The sequence below is a fragment of the Aquiflexum sp. TKW24L genome (genome assembly GCF_023502205.1).
In the GTDB taxonomy this organism is placed as follows: domain Bacteria; phylum Bacteroidota; class Bacteroidia; order Cytophagales; family Cyclobacteriaceae; genus Cognataquiflexum.
Genome location: NZ_JAMFLG010000005.1, coordinates 141,877 through 156,438, shown reverse-complemented (window position 1 = coordinate 156,438; position 14,562 = coordinate 141,877). Strand labels below are relative to the sequence as shown.

Annotated in this window: 13 protein-coding genes; 10 read left to right on the top strand and 3 right to left on the bottom strand. The window is 42.5% G+C overall.

Going from position 1 to position 14,562, the window contains the following annotated elements; all coding sequences use genetic code 11:
- Positions 1 to 17: 17 nt before the first annotated feature.
- From uvrC to porW, 3 genes are all read right to left on the bottom strand, one after another.
- The gene (gene uvrC / locus M3O96_RS05285) at positions 18 to 1,859 is read right to left on the bottom strand and encodes an excinuclease ABC subunit UvrC (RefSeq protein WP_249719299.1); all 1,842 of its coding nucleotides are present in this window, start codon (positions 1,857 to 1,859) and stop codon (positions 18 to 20) included.
- Between the two features lie 472 nt (positions 1,860 to 2,331).
- Positions 2,332 to 4,608 (bottom strand): penicillin-binding protein 1A, encoded by a 2,277-nt coding sequence (locus M3O96_RS05280; protein ID WP_249719256.1) that lies wholly within the window; start codon positions 4,606 to 4,608, stop codon positions 2,332 to 2,334.
- 199 nt (positions 4,609 to 4,807) lie between these two features.
- Positions 4,808 to 7,447 (bottom strand): type IX secretion system periplasmic lipoprotein PorW/SprE, encoded by a 2,640-nt coding sequence (gene porW / locus M3O96_RS05275; protein WP_249719255.1) that lies wholly within the window; start codon positions 7,445 to 7,447, stop codon positions 4,808 to 4,810.
- Between the two features lie 106 nt (positions 7,448 to 7,553).
- On the opposite strand from porW, the gene M3O96_RS05270 reads away from it, so the two are divergent.
- The 10 genes from M3O96_RS05270 to atpG all read left to right on the top strand — a co-directional run bounded on the left by M3O96_RS05270 (position 7,554) and on the right by atpG (position 14,534).
- On the top strand, positions 7,554 to 8,426 hold the full coding sequence (locus M3O96_RS05270; RefSeq protein WP_249719254.1) for a M23 family metallopeptidase: 873 nt from the start codon (positions 7,554 to 7,556) through the stop codon (positions 8,424 to 8,426).
- A 2-nt stretch (positions 8,427 to 8,428) separates the two neighbouring features.
- The gene (locus M3O96_RS05265; protein ID WP_249719253.1) at positions 8,429 to 8,857 is read left to right on the top strand and encodes a bactofilin family protein; all 429 of its coding nucleotides are present in this window, start codon (positions 8,429 to 8,431) and stop codon (positions 8,855 to 8,857) included.
- A complete protein-coding gene (locus M3O96_RS05260) occupies positions 8,817 to 9,077 on the top strand; it encodes an AtpZ/AtpI family protein (protein WP_249719252.1) in 261 nt (86 codons plus the stop codon). Before M3O96_RS05265 ends, M3O96_RS05260 begins: the two co-directional genes overlap by 41 nt.
- 24 nt (positions 9,078 to 9,101) lie before the next feature.
- Positions 9,102 to 9,488: a hypothetical protein gene (locus M3O96_RS05255; protein WP_249719251.1), complete on the top strand. Its 387-nt coding sequence runs from the start codon at positions 9,102 to 9,104 to the stop codon at positions 9,486 to 9,488.
- 18 nt (positions 9,489 to 9,506) lie between these two features.
- Positions 9,507 to 10,532, top strand: coding sequence for a F0F1 ATP synthase subunit A (atpB, locus tag M3O96_RS05250; RefSeq protein ID WP_249719250.1), 1,026 nt, complete (start codon positions 9,507 to 9,509; stop codon positions 10,530 to 10,532).
- Between the two features lie 38 nt (positions 10,533 to 10,570).
- A complete protein-coding gene (gene atpE, locus M3O96_RS05245) occupies positions 10,571 to 10,825 on the top strand; it encodes an ATP synthase F0 subunit C (RefSeq protein ID WP_009032918.1) in 255 nt (84 codons plus the stop codon).
- Positions 10,826 to 10,911: 86 nt separating this feature from the next.
- Positions 10,912 to 11,406 (top strand): F0F1 ATP synthase subunit B, encoded by a 495-nt coding sequence (locus M3O96_RS05240; protein WP_249719249.1) that lies wholly within the window; start codon positions 10,912 to 10,914, stop codon positions 11,404 to 11,406.
- Between the two features lies 1 nt (position 11,407).
- Complete coding sequence (gene atpH, locus M3O96_RS05235) at positions 11,408 to 11,968, top strand: ATP synthase F1 subunit delta (RefSeq protein WP_249719248.1); 561 nt, start codon at positions 11,408 to 11,410, stop codon at positions 11,966 to 11,968.
- Between the two features lie 30 nt (positions 11,969 to 11,998).
- Positions 11,999 to 13,579: a F0F1 ATP synthase subunit alpha gene (atpA, locus tag M3O96_RS05230; RefSeq protein WP_249719247.1), complete on the top strand. Its 1,581-nt coding sequence runs from the start codon at positions 11,999 to 12,001 to the stop codon at positions 13,577 to 13,579.
- A 76-nt stretch (positions 13,580 to 13,655) separates the two neighbouring features.
- A complete protein-coding gene (gene atpG, locus M3O96_RS05225; RefSeq protein WP_249719246.1) occupies positions 13,656 to 14,534 on the top strand; it encodes an ATP synthase F1 subunit gamma in 879 nt (292 codons plus the stop codon).
- Positions 14,535 to 14,562 lie beyond the last annotated feature (28 nt).

The window sequence follows — 14,562 nt, the reverse complement described above, 5'->3', positions numbered from 1 at the left end:
CGAAGAAAACTAAATAACTACTGGTCACCTGTGGAGCTTGACTCCCTCTCATCAATTTGATCCCCCTCCGGCCTCACCGCCAAATAAACCTTCTCGGCTTTGTCTTTGCCTACCACTTCGGCAAGGGCGTCGATATTGGCTTCCTGGATTTTTTTGAAGGAACGGAAGTGCTTCAATAGTTTGTTGGCGGTGTTCTCGCCGATGCCTTCGATGTCGGTCAGCTTGGTGTTGAAGGCGTTTTTGCTGCGGACCTGACGGTGGAAGGTGATCGCAAAGCGGTGTGCCTCGTCCCGGATCTTTTGGATCAGACGCAGGGATTCGGATTTTTTGTCGATATGCAGCGGGTAGTTGTCATCCGGAAAGTAGATTTCTTCAAGCCTTTTGGCGATGCCGATGATCGGTACCTGACCATAGATGCCGATTTCCTTGAGGGCTTCCACAGCGGAAGACAGCTGTCCCTTGCCGCCATCGACGACGATCAGGTTGGGAAGGGGCTTTGCCTCTTCGAGGATGCGCTCATACCGTCTGCCCACGATTTCTTTCATACTCGCAAAGTCGTTTGCACCGGTGACGGTCTTGATATGGAAGTGCCTGTATTCTTTGTTCGCCGGCTTACCGTTGATAAAGCAGACCATGCTTGCCACGGGATTGGTGCCTTGGATATTGGAGTTGTCAAAGCACTCGATGTGGATGGGCAGTTCCTTGAGAGAAAGGTCCGATTGCAGCTGCCGGAGTACGCGGTTTTTCTTGTCCTGCACTTCACCCGAGGCAAGCAGCTTTTCCTTTTTGTAGTACTTGGCGTTTTTGAGGGAGAGTTCGACGAGTTTCTTTTTGTCCCCGATTTTTGGGACGGCAAAGTTCAGTCCTTCAAACTCCTCTTCGAGGGGAATATTGGCGATGATTTCCAGTGACTCGGAGTTGAATTGATCCCGTAGGCGGATGATGGCCGTCAGAAGAAGTTCCCCCTCCGTTTCATCAAGTTTCTTTTTGAGTTCGACGGTTTTGGTGAGGATGACAGCGCCGTTTTTGATTTTGAGGAAGTTGACATAGGCAGATTTCTCATCCGACTCTATCCCAAAGACATCGAGGTCATGGATGGCCGGATTGGCGACCATGGATTTGGCTTGGTATTTTTCGAGAAGTTCGAGTTTGTTTTTAAAATAGTGCGCCCGCTCAAAAGCCAGGCTTTCGGCAGCTTCCTGCATTTTCTTTTTGAAGTGGATCTTGGGCACACCCAGATTTCCTTTGAGGATATGCTTGGCCTGTTCGATCTCTTTGTAATAATCCTGCTCGTTCTGCAAGCCTTCGCAGGGACCAAGGCAATTGCCAATATGGTATTCAAGGCAGACTTTGTACTTCTTCTCTTTGATCTTGGGCGGACTCAGGTCGAGGCGGCAGGTACGGATGGTAAAGATGCTGCGGATCAGTTCGAGGACATTGTTCATCCCCTTGACACTGGCAAAAGGTCCGAAGTACGTTCCCCTTCCGGTGATCATCCTACGTGTGGGAAATAAGCGGGGAAAAGGTTCATTGGTCAGCAGGAGGTAAGGATACGTCTTGTCATCCTTGAGCATGATGTTGTACTTGGGCTGGATCTTTTTGATCAGGTTATTTTCCAGCAGCAAAGCATCAAACTCGGTGTCTACGATGGTGATTTCGATCTTGCGGATTTCCTTCACCATCCTTTTGGTTTTGTAATTGATGCCGAGGGTTTTGACAAAATAGCTAGCCACTCTTTTCTTCAGGCTCTTTGCCTTGCCTACATAGATGAGTTCATTTTCGGCATTGAAATACTTGTACACTCCCGGCAGATCCGGAAGGGAATGGTGGTCTTCAACGAGGTAGGAGGATGCCTGCATGGGTGCAAATATAAAAAAAACAGCCCCGTTACAGGCTGTTTTCAATTTCTTGGGGGTTTTTCTTTAAGGATTAAAGTCGATAGACCACAGTCCATAGTCCACAGCCACTGCAATTGAACTTCAATCCGAGTTATATGTTGTTCGAGGCAAGAAAGAGTACATGCCTACTGAATAATCTTTGTTTTCAATTTACAAAGGACTATGCCATTAAATTTGGTTTAATGATTCAACCCCTACTGGGTTGTTTGTTTATAAATCATCCGTTTGTCTATAAATATGCGACTCCTTTGGAGTCGGACATTTTTAAACCAACCAATTTAAATCAACATGCACAACCACATCACCAATGAATATCTGGCTTGAAGTTCAGATTACTGAAAACTGATCACTGAAAACTGCCAACTGATATCTGACCACTGAATACTGATCACTGAAAACTGCCCACTGTGGACTGTCGACCGTGGACTATGGACTAAAAATCATTCTTCTTTTGATCGTAATCGAAGTCTGTAAATCGGCTATTTTCCAATTCGTATTTGTCACAATCGATCTCTATGCTAAGAGGTCTGTCAGGTCTTGGGAATGGTCCTTTGGTATAGCCCAATGATTGGTCGGCGTATACTTTGGCCATGTACTTGACCCAAATTGGCCTTGCTGTCTGAGCACCCTGACCGCTGATCCAACTTCTGAAGTGGATTGCCCTGTCATCTCCTCCTACCCATGAACCGGACACGAGGTCTTTGCTCATCCCGATGTACCAACCGTCAGAGGCATTTTGGGTTGTACCGGTTTTTCCTGCCAACTGATTGCCCTCATCCCTCAGTGTCCAAGATACACCCTGAGAGGTTCCTCTTGATTCTTCAAAACCGCCACGAAGCATGTACACCATCAGGTAAGCGTGCTCTTCGCTCATGGCAGGTTTTTTCTTCGGGGTAAATTGCTGCAACAGGTTACCATTTTTATCTTCGATTCTGTCGATGTAGAAAGGAACGATATGCTCCCCTTTGTTGACAAAAGTGCCCATGGCACCTACCATTTCATAGACCGACACATCGGAAGTACCCAAGGAAAGTGCGGGGACTTCTTCCAAATCAGAAGTGATACCCAGTCGGTGGGCAGTTTCAACGACCACTTTTGGTCCCAGCTTCTTCATCATAAACGCCGTGATGGAGTTGATAGACTGTGCCATGGCAAGACGTATCGTCATTTTGTCATAGGTGAATTTCCCGTCTGCATTTTTAGGACTCCAGGCGGGTTGGCCGGGGGTATTTATTTCGACAGGTTGGTCAATGACTGAATAACAAGGGCTATATCCGTTTTCAATGGCAGCGGCATAGACAAAGGCCTTGAAAGTAGATCCGGGCTGTCTTTTGCTCTGCTTCACGTGGTCAAATTTGAAGTGCTTGTGGTTGATGCCGCCTACCCATGCCTTGATATGGCCTGTGTGCGGATCCATGGATACAAAACCTGTCTGCAGGTGCTTTTTGTAGTGCCTCAAGGAGTCCATCGTACTCATTAGGGTATCCAATTCCCCCATATCCCACGAGAAAACCCTCATTCTTTTCTTCTCATTCAATTTGATCACCACCGAATCAGCGCCGTTTCCATATCGCTTGACCAGATTCCTGTACGCATCGGTACGCTTGACAGCAGTCTCTAGGAAATCAGGAATGACCTGTCCATTGCTATCGATCCATGGGGCACGGGTACCTATTTCTTTTTCAAATTTCTTCTGAAGCTCACGCATGTGTTCATCGACAGACTCTTCGGCATACCTTTGCATACGGCTATCAAGGGTGGTATAGATCCTCAATCCATCACCAAATAAATCATAAGGTGTACCGTCTGATTTGAGATTTTCTTTGGACCATTTGATCAGGTCGGCCTTGATCACTTCCCTGAAATATGTCGCCAATCCTTGATTTTGATTACCGACTCTATAATCAAGCTCGATCGGGATTTGGGAGATGGAATCAAATTCGGCCTCAGTGAGGAAATCATATTTTTCCATCTGTCCCAACACTGTATTCCTTCTTCTCAAAGAATTGTCCGGATTAAAGACCGGACTGTAGTAAGAAGGTGCTTTGAACAGGCCCACCAAAGTGGCCGATTCCTGGATATCAAGGTCTATAGGTTCTTTGTTGAAAAATGTCTTCGCGGCGGTTTTTATGCCATAGGCATTGCTCCCAAACTCCGAGGTATTGAGGTACAAAGTCAGGATTTCTTCTTTGGTGTAGGATTTCTCCAACTTGGCGGCGACGATCCATTCTTTGGTTTTGATGATGAGCATCCTCAGTCCGGGGATGCTGCTCAATATTCCCTGGGATTCAAGATTACGGGTTTTAAATAGATTTTTGGCAGTCTGCTGACTGAGTGTACTTCCTCCGCCTGTTCCCTGTTGCAGGATAATAGACTTGAAAAGTACCCTTGCCATACTTTGGAAATCGATTCCAGAATGGTCTTCAAACCTCACATCTTCCGTGGCAATGAGCGCATTGACAAGGTTGGCAGATAGGTCCTTGTAGGTGACAGGGCTTCTGTTTTCTCTGAAATAATTACCTAGCAAAACACCATCTGCAGAATACAATTCCGAAGCCAATTCACTTTGGGGGTTTTCCAGTTCTTTGAAATCAGGCAATTCGCCGAAAAGTCCAAGGAAATTTCCGCTTACAGCCCAGACAAACAAAACGAAACCCAAGAGTCCCGCTGCAAAAACCATCCAGATATATTTAATTATTTTTTGGGTCATCTATGTTCAGGTATTTGAAACTGTGATTGTTTATTGTGGATATATGCTTCTTTGTCGGTAATCCTTTGTTATTCTTTATACGGGACGCCTGCCTGCGGTAGGCAGGGAAGACCGAAGACGGATGAACCGGACATACTGGTTTCCAGCCATACTCTATATTTGGTAATTAAATTACCGGAATCATTGTGGATATACATAATCAATAATAGGTCTTGGTGTAGAAATCCCGGTATTCGTCCAGATTTTTCCTTTTGTTGAGCTCTTGGAAATTTTCGATCGAAATCAGAAAGCAGTTTGCTTTGTCTTCGTCAGTCAATGATTCGTTTTTGAAATTTTCTTTGAATATTTCCCGGTACTCGATACCCTTTTGTGCAGAGATAAATGGACTGACAATGAAAATCGTATTTTCCCTACTTAAGTTCATGTTTCCGGTTCGGAGTCTTGATCCTTTGAAATTCTCATTGTGGAATCCTTCCAAGTTTGCGAGAAGGTTTTTGGATTCGCTTGATTTATCTGCTCCGAGAACGATGACAAATATATGTGTTTGGTTAGGATTATTTTTATAGGGTGATTCTGTTTCAGATTTCATTTCTTCGTCTTCACCTTCTATTGTAACGGATTCTTCCTGCACTTCGTCTTCAGTATCTTCAGAGATTTCTGATTTTGTCTGTTCCTCATCCACCTTAAATGCACCAAGCATTTTTCTTGCCATTTCTACGAGACCTGCATCTTCTGTCGTCTGAATGTAGTTTTCAAGCCTTTCCTGAAACCTCGATATATCTTCTGTCTTTCCGGTGACCATGATGTCCAAGAGCAGTAACCTGTCGGTATTGGCTGTCAGCGGATGGGCCTCCAAAGTTGATCTGATCATTGATTTGGCTTCTGCATATTGACCATTGTAGTACAACTCATACGCCTTTTTGTAATTTCTGGAGGATTCCAGAAAAGCCACATTTCCTGAAGCTTGGTCCGGATTATTGACTGACATGGTAAAGGGTGAATCCGGAAATTCCCTGTTGAGCCGCTGTGCAAAAATATCCGTATTTCCTCCTGTTTCTTTATTTGCAAGGTAAAGGATATAATACGCCTCCGGTTTTTTGATGGTATTCGGATATTTGGTAATCAGGCTTTCGAGGTTGTCGATGCTGATCGGAGGATTTTTCAGGTCAAAAAACAAAATTTTTCCTAACTCAAAATAAGATCGTTCCAATTCCAACTTCATTTCCTTGATCTGATCGGGATTGCTTGGGATTTTGGACAAAAGCTCCTCGGCAGTTGGGATTTGGGATAATATGGAATTCTCTTCCATTGATGTCGAGTCGGTTTCAGTAGCAGCCGGCAAGTTAGTATTGGTTCGGGTGGAGGAAGTTTGGAAATTTTGGCTTGTTCTCCTCCAATTATCCTGAAGGGGTCTGTTGCCCCAATTCCTGTTGAAATCAATGGAACCCTGCTGGACCGCGAGTGAATTGTCGAAATAAAATGATTCTCCGCTACCGCCCCTACCTCCAAAAGCCAGAAGGTTGTCAAATATTCCGGAAGGTTTTTTATTGTCTTTTGCAGCAGCTTCACTCAGAAGGCGCTCTTCCTCCTGTTTGATGAAATTTTCAGCAATCAAAGTTTGGGCCTCGATACTCAGTTCGGTGAGAAGAAGAAGGCTGTCATTTTTGGTGACAATATCATAGTGGAATACATAATTGTCCAGAATTTCTTTTCTATCAGTAATATCTTGAAAGAGTGGATCCGTCGGTCTGAAGCTCACCAAAGCACTGTCTAGGTAAAACTTGGCTGCCCTGAAATCATTTTTTTTGTCAAAATTGATCATGGCGAGTTTTTCGTAGATATAGCCTTTTTGGATAGGATTTTGGCTTTCTTCTTTTGCTGCCCGGATCAAAAGCTGCTCGGCAGCTTCAATTTCGTCTTGCTTCAATTCAAATTTTGCCTTTTCGAAGAGAATGACATCTTTCAGGTCTTTGTTTTTGCTGTCTTTATACAAGCCGTCAAAGTAACTTCTGACTTTTTCGATGTCTTTGGTCTTATTGAGTTCCGCTACCTGCTGTGCATACAGCTGCGCAAAGAAACTCCGCTCATAGGGAGGATTCCCCCTTAGGGCTTTGTTATAGTAATCATAGGCCAAGGCGTCGATGCCTTCTTTTTGGTAAAGCTGGCCAAGGATGAAATTGATTCTGGATTTTTCTTTTTTGTCTTTGGTATGGCTTAGGGATTTGTCCAAAGCTCCGATTTTGCCATTCAGCTCTCCCCTTTTATGGTAATAGTAGGCGAGCGTTTTGTAGAGAAGGAATTTGTTTTCAGAACTGATCCCTGATTCCTTTGAAAGGAAATCGATCACATAAGTTGCATCATCAAAATTATCCAAGTCTGTAAAAAGACGCATCAGTTGGATCAGACTCCGGTGACGGATGTCTTTTTTCTTCCCATTTACATTGAGGTATTTGAAAGTATTGGAGGCATCGTCAAAATTGGCTTCGTAATAATCCGCCATCCCGATAAGGAAATAACTTGGACCGACCCATTTGGAGATCCTATGCCAATCCACCGCTTTGGAGGCAAAAGACCTTACTTCCTCCAACAGCTCCTCATTGGTTTCTATAAATGCGCTGTCGATTGTATAAAAAACCGGAAGGACCTGACTGAAATCCTCCCGGTGGTTGTTGGCAATGCCTGTCTCCAATTCCCGGATTTTTTCATCGGCATAATAATATGCGTTGTATTTTGCAGTTGTATTGTGGAACAGCCTATTGGTAAAGGTATTCTTCTCCGAGGAGCAGGCCATCACTGCTAGCGCAAAAAGAAACAGAAGAAGGTAATTGATTTTATTCATGTGGAGCCAAAGGCTTTGAACGCCCAAATTACTTGAAATGATGTAAATTAATAAACGCTTACGAATAATATTATATTTTTACGACATCAACCCAAATCGCGCAAGTTTGAGTATCAGGATAAAAATTAGGAACTGGCTGACTGAGAAATACCTCATTGTCATCCGAAAAAAACAGGATTTTTCTGTCGTAGGATCATTCAATGTCTCTTTTTCGAGGGCGATAATCTTAGGCGTATTGTCTCTTTCTGTGATATTTTTTATCTCTCTTGTATTGACAAGGACCATCTTAAGACAGTGGTTTGATCCTGTATATATGGAAACAGAAAATACGGCCAATATCCTGATGCTCTCAGATATTGTGGATTCCCTGTCGATAGCCGTCAGTCAGAAAGATGCTTATCTGGCAAATATCCAAGGCATCATCAGCGGAAACGAAGCGCTTGATTCTATTGGATTGGAAGAATCGGTTCCTAATGCTGCTCAATCTGCATCTCCCGGTTCTGCTAATTTCTCACCTAGCGAAGCTACCCTAAGTATCTTGGATGAATTCAAAAGTGCGACTATTGAAAATTCAAATCCTATCGGAATTTCCAGCACTTCCTTTGCCGAAACATTTTTCTTCACTCCTGTAAAGGGGGTCTTAACAGCCGTCTTTGCGCCACAGGAAGATCACTTTGGAGTGGATATCGTGGCAAAAGAAAATGAGCCGGTCATGGCGATAGCCGATGGGACAGTTATATTGGCCTCTTGGACACTGGATACGGGATACATTCTCAGTGTCCAACATTCCAATGAATTGATTTCAATTTATAAACATAATTCGGTAATATTGAAAAAAGTAGGAGACCTCGTCCGTGCAGGAGAGATCATCTCCATTATTGGAAATACCGGAGAACTCACCACCGGTCAGCATCTTCATTTCGAATTGTGGTACAAAGGTACACCTCTTAATCCTCAGGAATTCATCACTTTTGATTAGCTATGTTCAATAACAAGACAGAAGAAAAAAAATCGGTAGCAGACATGGTCAGTTCTACCAATGTCATTTCCAGAGAAACCAAAATCACCGGGGACATCTCAGCGGCTGGAAATATCAGGATTGAAGGTCAACTAGAGGGTTTGGTTGAGTCCAAGACCAAAATCGTTGTAGGTGACTCTGCTTTGATCAAAGGTAACATCACTGCTCCTGAAGCAGAAATCTCCGGGAAAATTGATGGTGAAGTTTTTTGCTCAGGCACTTTGTATTTAACCAAAACCGCCATCATCAATGGAAACATCACCACCCAGAAGCTGATTGTGGAAAACGGTGCGGTATTCAATGGCAAATGTCAGATGGTATCCAAAGGGATGGTAGTTTCCAAAAACACTGATGCTGAAGAAAAACCCCAAAAACAATTACAATCCGTCTGATCCGCCCACGTATCTAAAATATATAGGCCTTTCATTCCAGCTCTTTGTCATCATCGGGGCCGGGACGTGGTTTGGTTGGTACCTGCAACAAAAAAGCGAGATGAAATTCCCTGTCTGGATTTTGCTTTTTTGCCTGCTATCGGTTTTGATTTCTTTTTACAACCTGTATGTTAATCTCAAAAACGATGATAAATCCGAGAGAAATCGCAAAAACAATTAGCTTTGCGGGCTCAAATCGGTTCCAATGAAGGCCATTAAGATTCTTACCATCAAACTGTTGCTTTTTTCCCTCCTGATTGGAGGAATATTTTATCTTCTTCAGGAATACATAAAACCAGAATGGGTCCATGAAAGCCTCTGGACAATTCTTTCGTTTTTCATATTATTAACTTGGCTTACCGGAATGTTTACACATTACTTGTTGCAGTTAAGCAAAGATAATTCTGTCAATATCCTATTGGGCTCTATTGGTATTAGGTTGCTGGCAAGTATAGGCTTTATAGCCATCATGCTGATCCTAGGAGTTGAAAATAAAATTCTGTTTGTGGTCAATTTCTTTATCATTTATTTCTTTTACTTATTGTTTGATATCTACACGCTTCTAGCTAAATTGCGCCCAAATCCGAATTAGGTACTAAAAAATCATTTGATGGCCCGTAAATTTCTTTGCCTAAGTATTTTATTGTCAATATTTTGGCTAGGTTTTTCAAATCCAGTCCACGCAGCCGGAGACGGTGAAAGCAAGACGGGGTTTATCCTTCCACACGTTATGGACAATTATGAGTGGCATTTTGCTACCATCGGTCATACACATGTTACCCTCCCTTTACCGGTCATCATTTATTCTCCAGATCAGGGTTTGGAATTTTTCTTATCATCAAATTTTCAGAACCACGAAACCCATAAATTCGGAAAAGATTATGGTGTTGGCGGCTATTATATTGATGAGAATTACAAACTATCGGCAGCTGATCCTTCAAGGACATTCTATGATTTTTCGATCACCAAGAATGTAGCGATGATGTTTATTGTTATTGCTGTTTTGCTTTTTCTCATGCTCAAATCAGCAAATTTTTATAAAAGAAATCCTGGAGCTGCGCCAAAAGGAATTGCTTCATTCATCGAACCTATTGTGATTTTTGTTAGGGACGAAATCGCCCTTCCGAATATTGGTCACAAAAAATACCGGAAATTTACTCCTTACCTGTTGACCCTGTTTTTCTTTATTTGGGTAGGTAACATCCTTGGCCTCTTTCCTGAAGCAGCCAATTTTACAGGAAACATTGCTTTGACATTTACCCTTGCCATTTTCACCTTTATCATTACCAATGTCAATGGAAATAAAGACTACTGGAAACACGTATTTGCAACTCCGGGAGTACCTGTTCCTTTGTTATTGATCATTGTGCCGGTCGAAATCATCGGATTGTTTACCAAGCCATTTGCCTTGATGGTCCGATTGTTTGTGGCGATTACCGCAGGTCACATCGTGATCCTGAGTTTCATTGCTTTGATATTTGTATTTGAGTCAATGGCAGTCGGTGTGGCTAGTACCATCATGGTGGTTTTTATCAACTTTATTGAAATCTTGGTTGCCACCATTCAAGCTTATGTCTTCACCCTGTTTTCAGCCATGTACATTGGCTTGGCAGTGGCAGAGCATGATCATCATTAATCAGTAATTATTTTGTTCAATTTATAAATCAAACACGTATGTTAACTTCAATCTTATTAACTGCCGGATTTGCACTGATGGGTGCTGGTATCGGTGCTGGAATTGTTGCGATTGGCGCAGGTCTAGGTATCGGTAGAATCGGTGGCCAAGCTATGGAGGGCATTGCCCGTCAGCCTGAAGCAGCTGGAAAAATCCAGACTGCCATGTTGATCATCGCTGCTCTTATTGAGGTGGTTTCCCTGTTTGCGGTGGTAGTTTGTCTACTTATTGCTTTGGGTGATTACACTTTCTAACAAAAATAGTATAGGGATTGGCGCTAGGCCAATCCCTTTCTTTTGATTTATTGAACAAGCAAGTTATTTATCTAAATTAGATCAAAATGGGACTTATAACACCTGGATTGGGATTGATATTCTGGTCCGCACTTGGATTTTTGATTGTTTTATTCCTTCTCACAAAATATGCATGGAAGCCCATACTTGCTGCATTGGATGAAAGAGAAAAGAGCATTGACCATGCGCTAAAATCTGCGGAAATAGCAAGAAATGAAATGTCTAACCTCAAGGCTGAAAATGAGAAAATCATCCAAGAAGCCAAAATCGAGAGAGACAATATGCTTCACAAAGCATCAGAAGCAGCCAAGCAAATGATAGATGAGGCTAAGGAAAAAGCACAACTTGAAGGTGCAAAAATGATCGAGAGTGCCAAGGCTGCGATCAATACTGAAAAACTAGCCGCGCTTGAAGAAGTGAAGGTACAGGTTGGGATTCTGTCTATGGAAGTCGCTGAAAAAATATTAAGAGCGAATTTGTCCACAGACGCAGCCCAGCAAAAATTGATGGATGATTTGCTTAAAGACATTAAGTTAAACTAATATGTCCCAAATTAAAGTAGCCACCAGATACGCTAAAGCTATTCTAGATCTTGCCATCGAGAGAAATGTCCTTGATGCAGTGGTAGGAGATATGAAGGGATTGCTGTCTATAGCAGCACAAAACAGGGGATTTGGTCTTGCATTGGCTAACCCTATAATCACCTTTGACAAAAAATTCAATATCCTTAAAGCATTGCTTGGGAAATCGGCAAATGAAATCAGTATGACATTTTTTGATCTCGTTACCAGAAAAAACAGATCAAGTGCCCTGATTTCAACTGCACAGGAGTTTTTAAGACAATATAACGAACACAAAGGCATTCAAGTAGCGGAAGTTACCACAACTATACCTTTGACAGCAATACTCAGAAAACAATTTGAGGAAATTGTGAAAGAAATTTCAGGGCTTCAAAAAGTAGAATTGGTTGAAAAAATCGACAAAAACTTAATCGGGGGCTTTATCCTAAAGGTCAATGACAAGCAACTTGATGATTCTATCAGCGGAAAATTGAGAAACATGAGGATGAAATTCAATCAAAGGTATTTCGTCAAACTATATTAAATTACAGAAAATCATATAATCTAAAATATAATGGCACAAATAAGACCTGATGAAGTTTCGGCCATTTTGAGAGAACAACTCTCAAATGTCAAAACTGCTACTGAACTTGAAGAAGTGGGAACCGTCCTCCAAGTAGGTGATGGGGTAGCCCGGATCTATGGACTAACCAAAGCTCAGGCCGGTGAATTATTGGAATTTGACAACGGTCTTAAGGCAATGGTCCTCAACCTCGAGGAAGACAATGTCGGTGCTGTACTTTTCGGTGATTCCAAACTTGTCAAAGAAGGCGACAATGTAAAAAGAACCAAAAAAATCGCCTCTGTCAAAGTGGGTGATGGCATGTTAGGTCGTGTGGTAGATACTTTGGGGAATCCTATTGATGGCAAAGGTCCATTGACAGGAGAACTTTATGAAATGCCTTTGGAGCGTAAAGCACCAGGGGTAATCTATCGTCAGCCGGTAAATGAGCCGCTTCAGACAGGTATCAAAGCTATTGACTCCATGATTCCGATCGGAAGAGGTCAGCGTGAGCTAATCATCGGTGACCGTCAAACGGGTAAGACTGCTGTAGCCATTGATACGATTCTTAACCAAAAGGAATACTACGAAAAGGGTGAGCCTGTATATTGTATATATGTGGCGATCGGACAGAAAGCCTCTACTGTAGCAGGTATTGTTTCTGCTTTAGAAAAAGGCGGTGCGCTTCCATACTCAGTTATCGTATCTGCTGCAGCTTCAGACCCCGCTCCCATGCAGTTTTTTGCACCATTTACTGGAGCCTGTATCGGTGAATTTATCCGTGATACCGGTCGTCCTGCATTGATTATTTATGATGATCTTTCTAAGCAGGCAGTTGCTTACAGAGAAGTTTCTTTGCTTCTAAGAAGACCTCCGGGACGTGAAGCATATCCGGGTGACGTTTTCTACCTTCACTCCAGACTTCTCGAGAGAGCTGCCAAAATCAACAACTCTGACAAGATTGCAAGTCAGATGAATGACCTTCCCGAATCTATCAAGCATTTGGTAAAAGGAGGAGGATCATTGACAGCACTTCCGATCATTGAAACCCAAGCGGGTGACGTATCTGCCTATATCCCTACCAACGTGATCTCTATTACAGATGGTCAGATTTTCTTGGAATCCAACCTTTTCAACTCCGGGATTCGTCCTGCGATCAACGTAGGTATCTCGGTGTCAAGGGTGGGTGGTAATGCTCAGATCAAATCCATGAAAAAAGTAGCGGGTACTTTGAAGCTTGACCAAGCTCAATTCCGTGAATTGGAAGCTTTCTCCAAATTTGGATCTGACCTTGATGCCAGTACCAAGAGAACCATCGAAAGAGGTAGAAGAAACCAGGAAATCTTGAAGCAACCGCAATACGCACCAGTTCCTGTGGAACTTCAGGTGGCCATTATCTATGTCTCCACCAAAGGATTCATGGATTCTATTGCCCCTGAAAATGCGAGACAATTTGAGAGAGAATTCTACAACTTGTTGAAGAGCAGCCATCCTGAAGCATTGGAATTGATACTTAAAAATGATATCGATGCTGCCGGAAAAATCCTTGAAGTTGCTGCAAAGGATTTGTCCGTGAAATTCGCAAAACTATAATTGAATAAAATTGAGCAGTAAGAAAGGTTGAGTCTTTCTTACTGCTTTTAAGTTTCTTTTCTCACAGAAGAATAATATGGCCAATCTTAAGGAAGTAAAGCAAAGGATCACTTCGGTTAGCTCCACGCAGCAAATCACCAAAGCCATGAAATTAGTGGCTGCGGCAAAGCTAAGAAAGGCACAGGACAGGATCATCAAAATGCGTCCCTACTCCCAAAAACTAACCTCCATTTTGGATGAAGTGGTATCTGCGATGGGTGGAGAATTGGAAATTGCCTATGCCGAGCAAAGACCTGTTCAGAATATATTGGTCGTTTCGATGACTTCTGACAAAGGACTGTGCGGAGCATTTAACTCGAATATCATGAAGGCAACTGTGAGCCTGATAAACAACGAGTTTAAAGGAAAAAATGTGACCATTCTTACTCTAGGAAAAAAATCGTATGAATTTTTTACTAGAAGAAATTATAGCACAAAAACTGATTATTACGGGGTGTTTTCTGACGTCAAATACGATGAGGTAAGAGAAATCGCTGAATTTGCAATGAACGGTTTCCTTTCCAAGCAATTCGATCGGGTTGTTTTGGTCTACAATCATTTCAGAAACGTAGCAACTCAAGATATTACAATAGAACAATTTCTTCCTATGGGTGGTGTGGAAGATTTGACCTCAAAAAAGGTAACTACCAACACCGATTACATTTTGGAACCTTCTAAAGAGTATGTAATCCAAGATTTGGTACCGACAGCTTTGAAAACACAATTTTACAAAGCGGTCTTGGATAGCAATGCCTCAGAACATGGAGCTAGAATGACCTCCATGGACAAAGCGACTGAAAACGCAAACGAGTTATTGAAGGAATTAAAATTAATGTACAATAGAAACCGTCAGGCAGCCATCACCAATGAGATTTTGGAAATCGTAGCAGGTGCAAATGCCCTTGAAGGAAGTTAAGATAGCTAACAATAATACCCTTTTAAAG

Excerpts from the sequence above, each read along its gene's own strand:
- M3O96_RS05240 (WP_249719249.1), top strand. The coding sequence starts at position 10,912 with ATGGGACTTATAACACCTGGATTGGGATTGATATTCTGGTCCGCACTT.
- uvrC (WP_249719299.1), bottom strand. The coding sequence starts at position 1,859 with ATGCAGGCATCCTCCTACCTCGTTGAAGACCACCATTCCCTTCCGGAT.
- M3O96_RS05280 (WP_249719256.1), bottom strand. The coding sequence starts at position 4,608 with ATGACCCAAAAAATAATTAAATATATCTGGATGGTTTTTGCAGCGGGA.
- M3O96_RS05265 (WP_249719253.1), top strand. The coding sequence starts at position 8,429 with ATGTTCAATAACAAGACAGAAGAAAAAAAATCGGTAGCAGACATGGTC.
- atpB (WP_249719250.1), top strand. The coding sequence starts at position 9,507 with ATGGCCCGTAAATTTCTTTGCCTAAGTATTTTATTGTCAATATTTTGG.
- atpH (WP_249719248.1), top strand. The coding sequence starts at position 11,408 with ATGTCCCAAATTAAAGTAGCCACCAGATACGCTAAAGCTATTCTAGAT.
- M3O96_RS05255 (WP_249719251.1), top strand. The coding sequence starts at position 9,102 with ATGAAGGCCATTAAGATTCTTACCATCAAACTGTTGCTTTTTTCCCTC.
- atpG (WP_249719246.1), top strand. The coding sequence starts at position 13,656 with ATGGCCAATCTTAAGGAAGTAAAGCAAAGGATCACTTCGGTTAGCTCC.
- atpE (WP_009032918.1), top strand. The coding sequence starts at position 10,571 with ATGTTAACTTCAATCTTATTAACTGCCGGATTTGCACTGATGGGTGCT.
- atpA (WP_249719247.1), top strand. The coding sequence starts at position 11,999 with ATGGCACAAATAAGACCTGATGAAGTTTCGGCCATTTTGAGAGAACAA.
- M3O96_RS05260 (WP_249719252.1), top strand. The coding sequence starts at position 8,817 with ATGCTGAAGAAAAACCCCAAAAACAATTACAATCCGTCTGATCCGCCC.
- porW (WP_249719255.1), bottom strand. The coding sequence starts at position 7,447 with ATGAATAAAATCAATTACCTTCTTCTGTTTCTTTTTGCGCTAGCAGTG.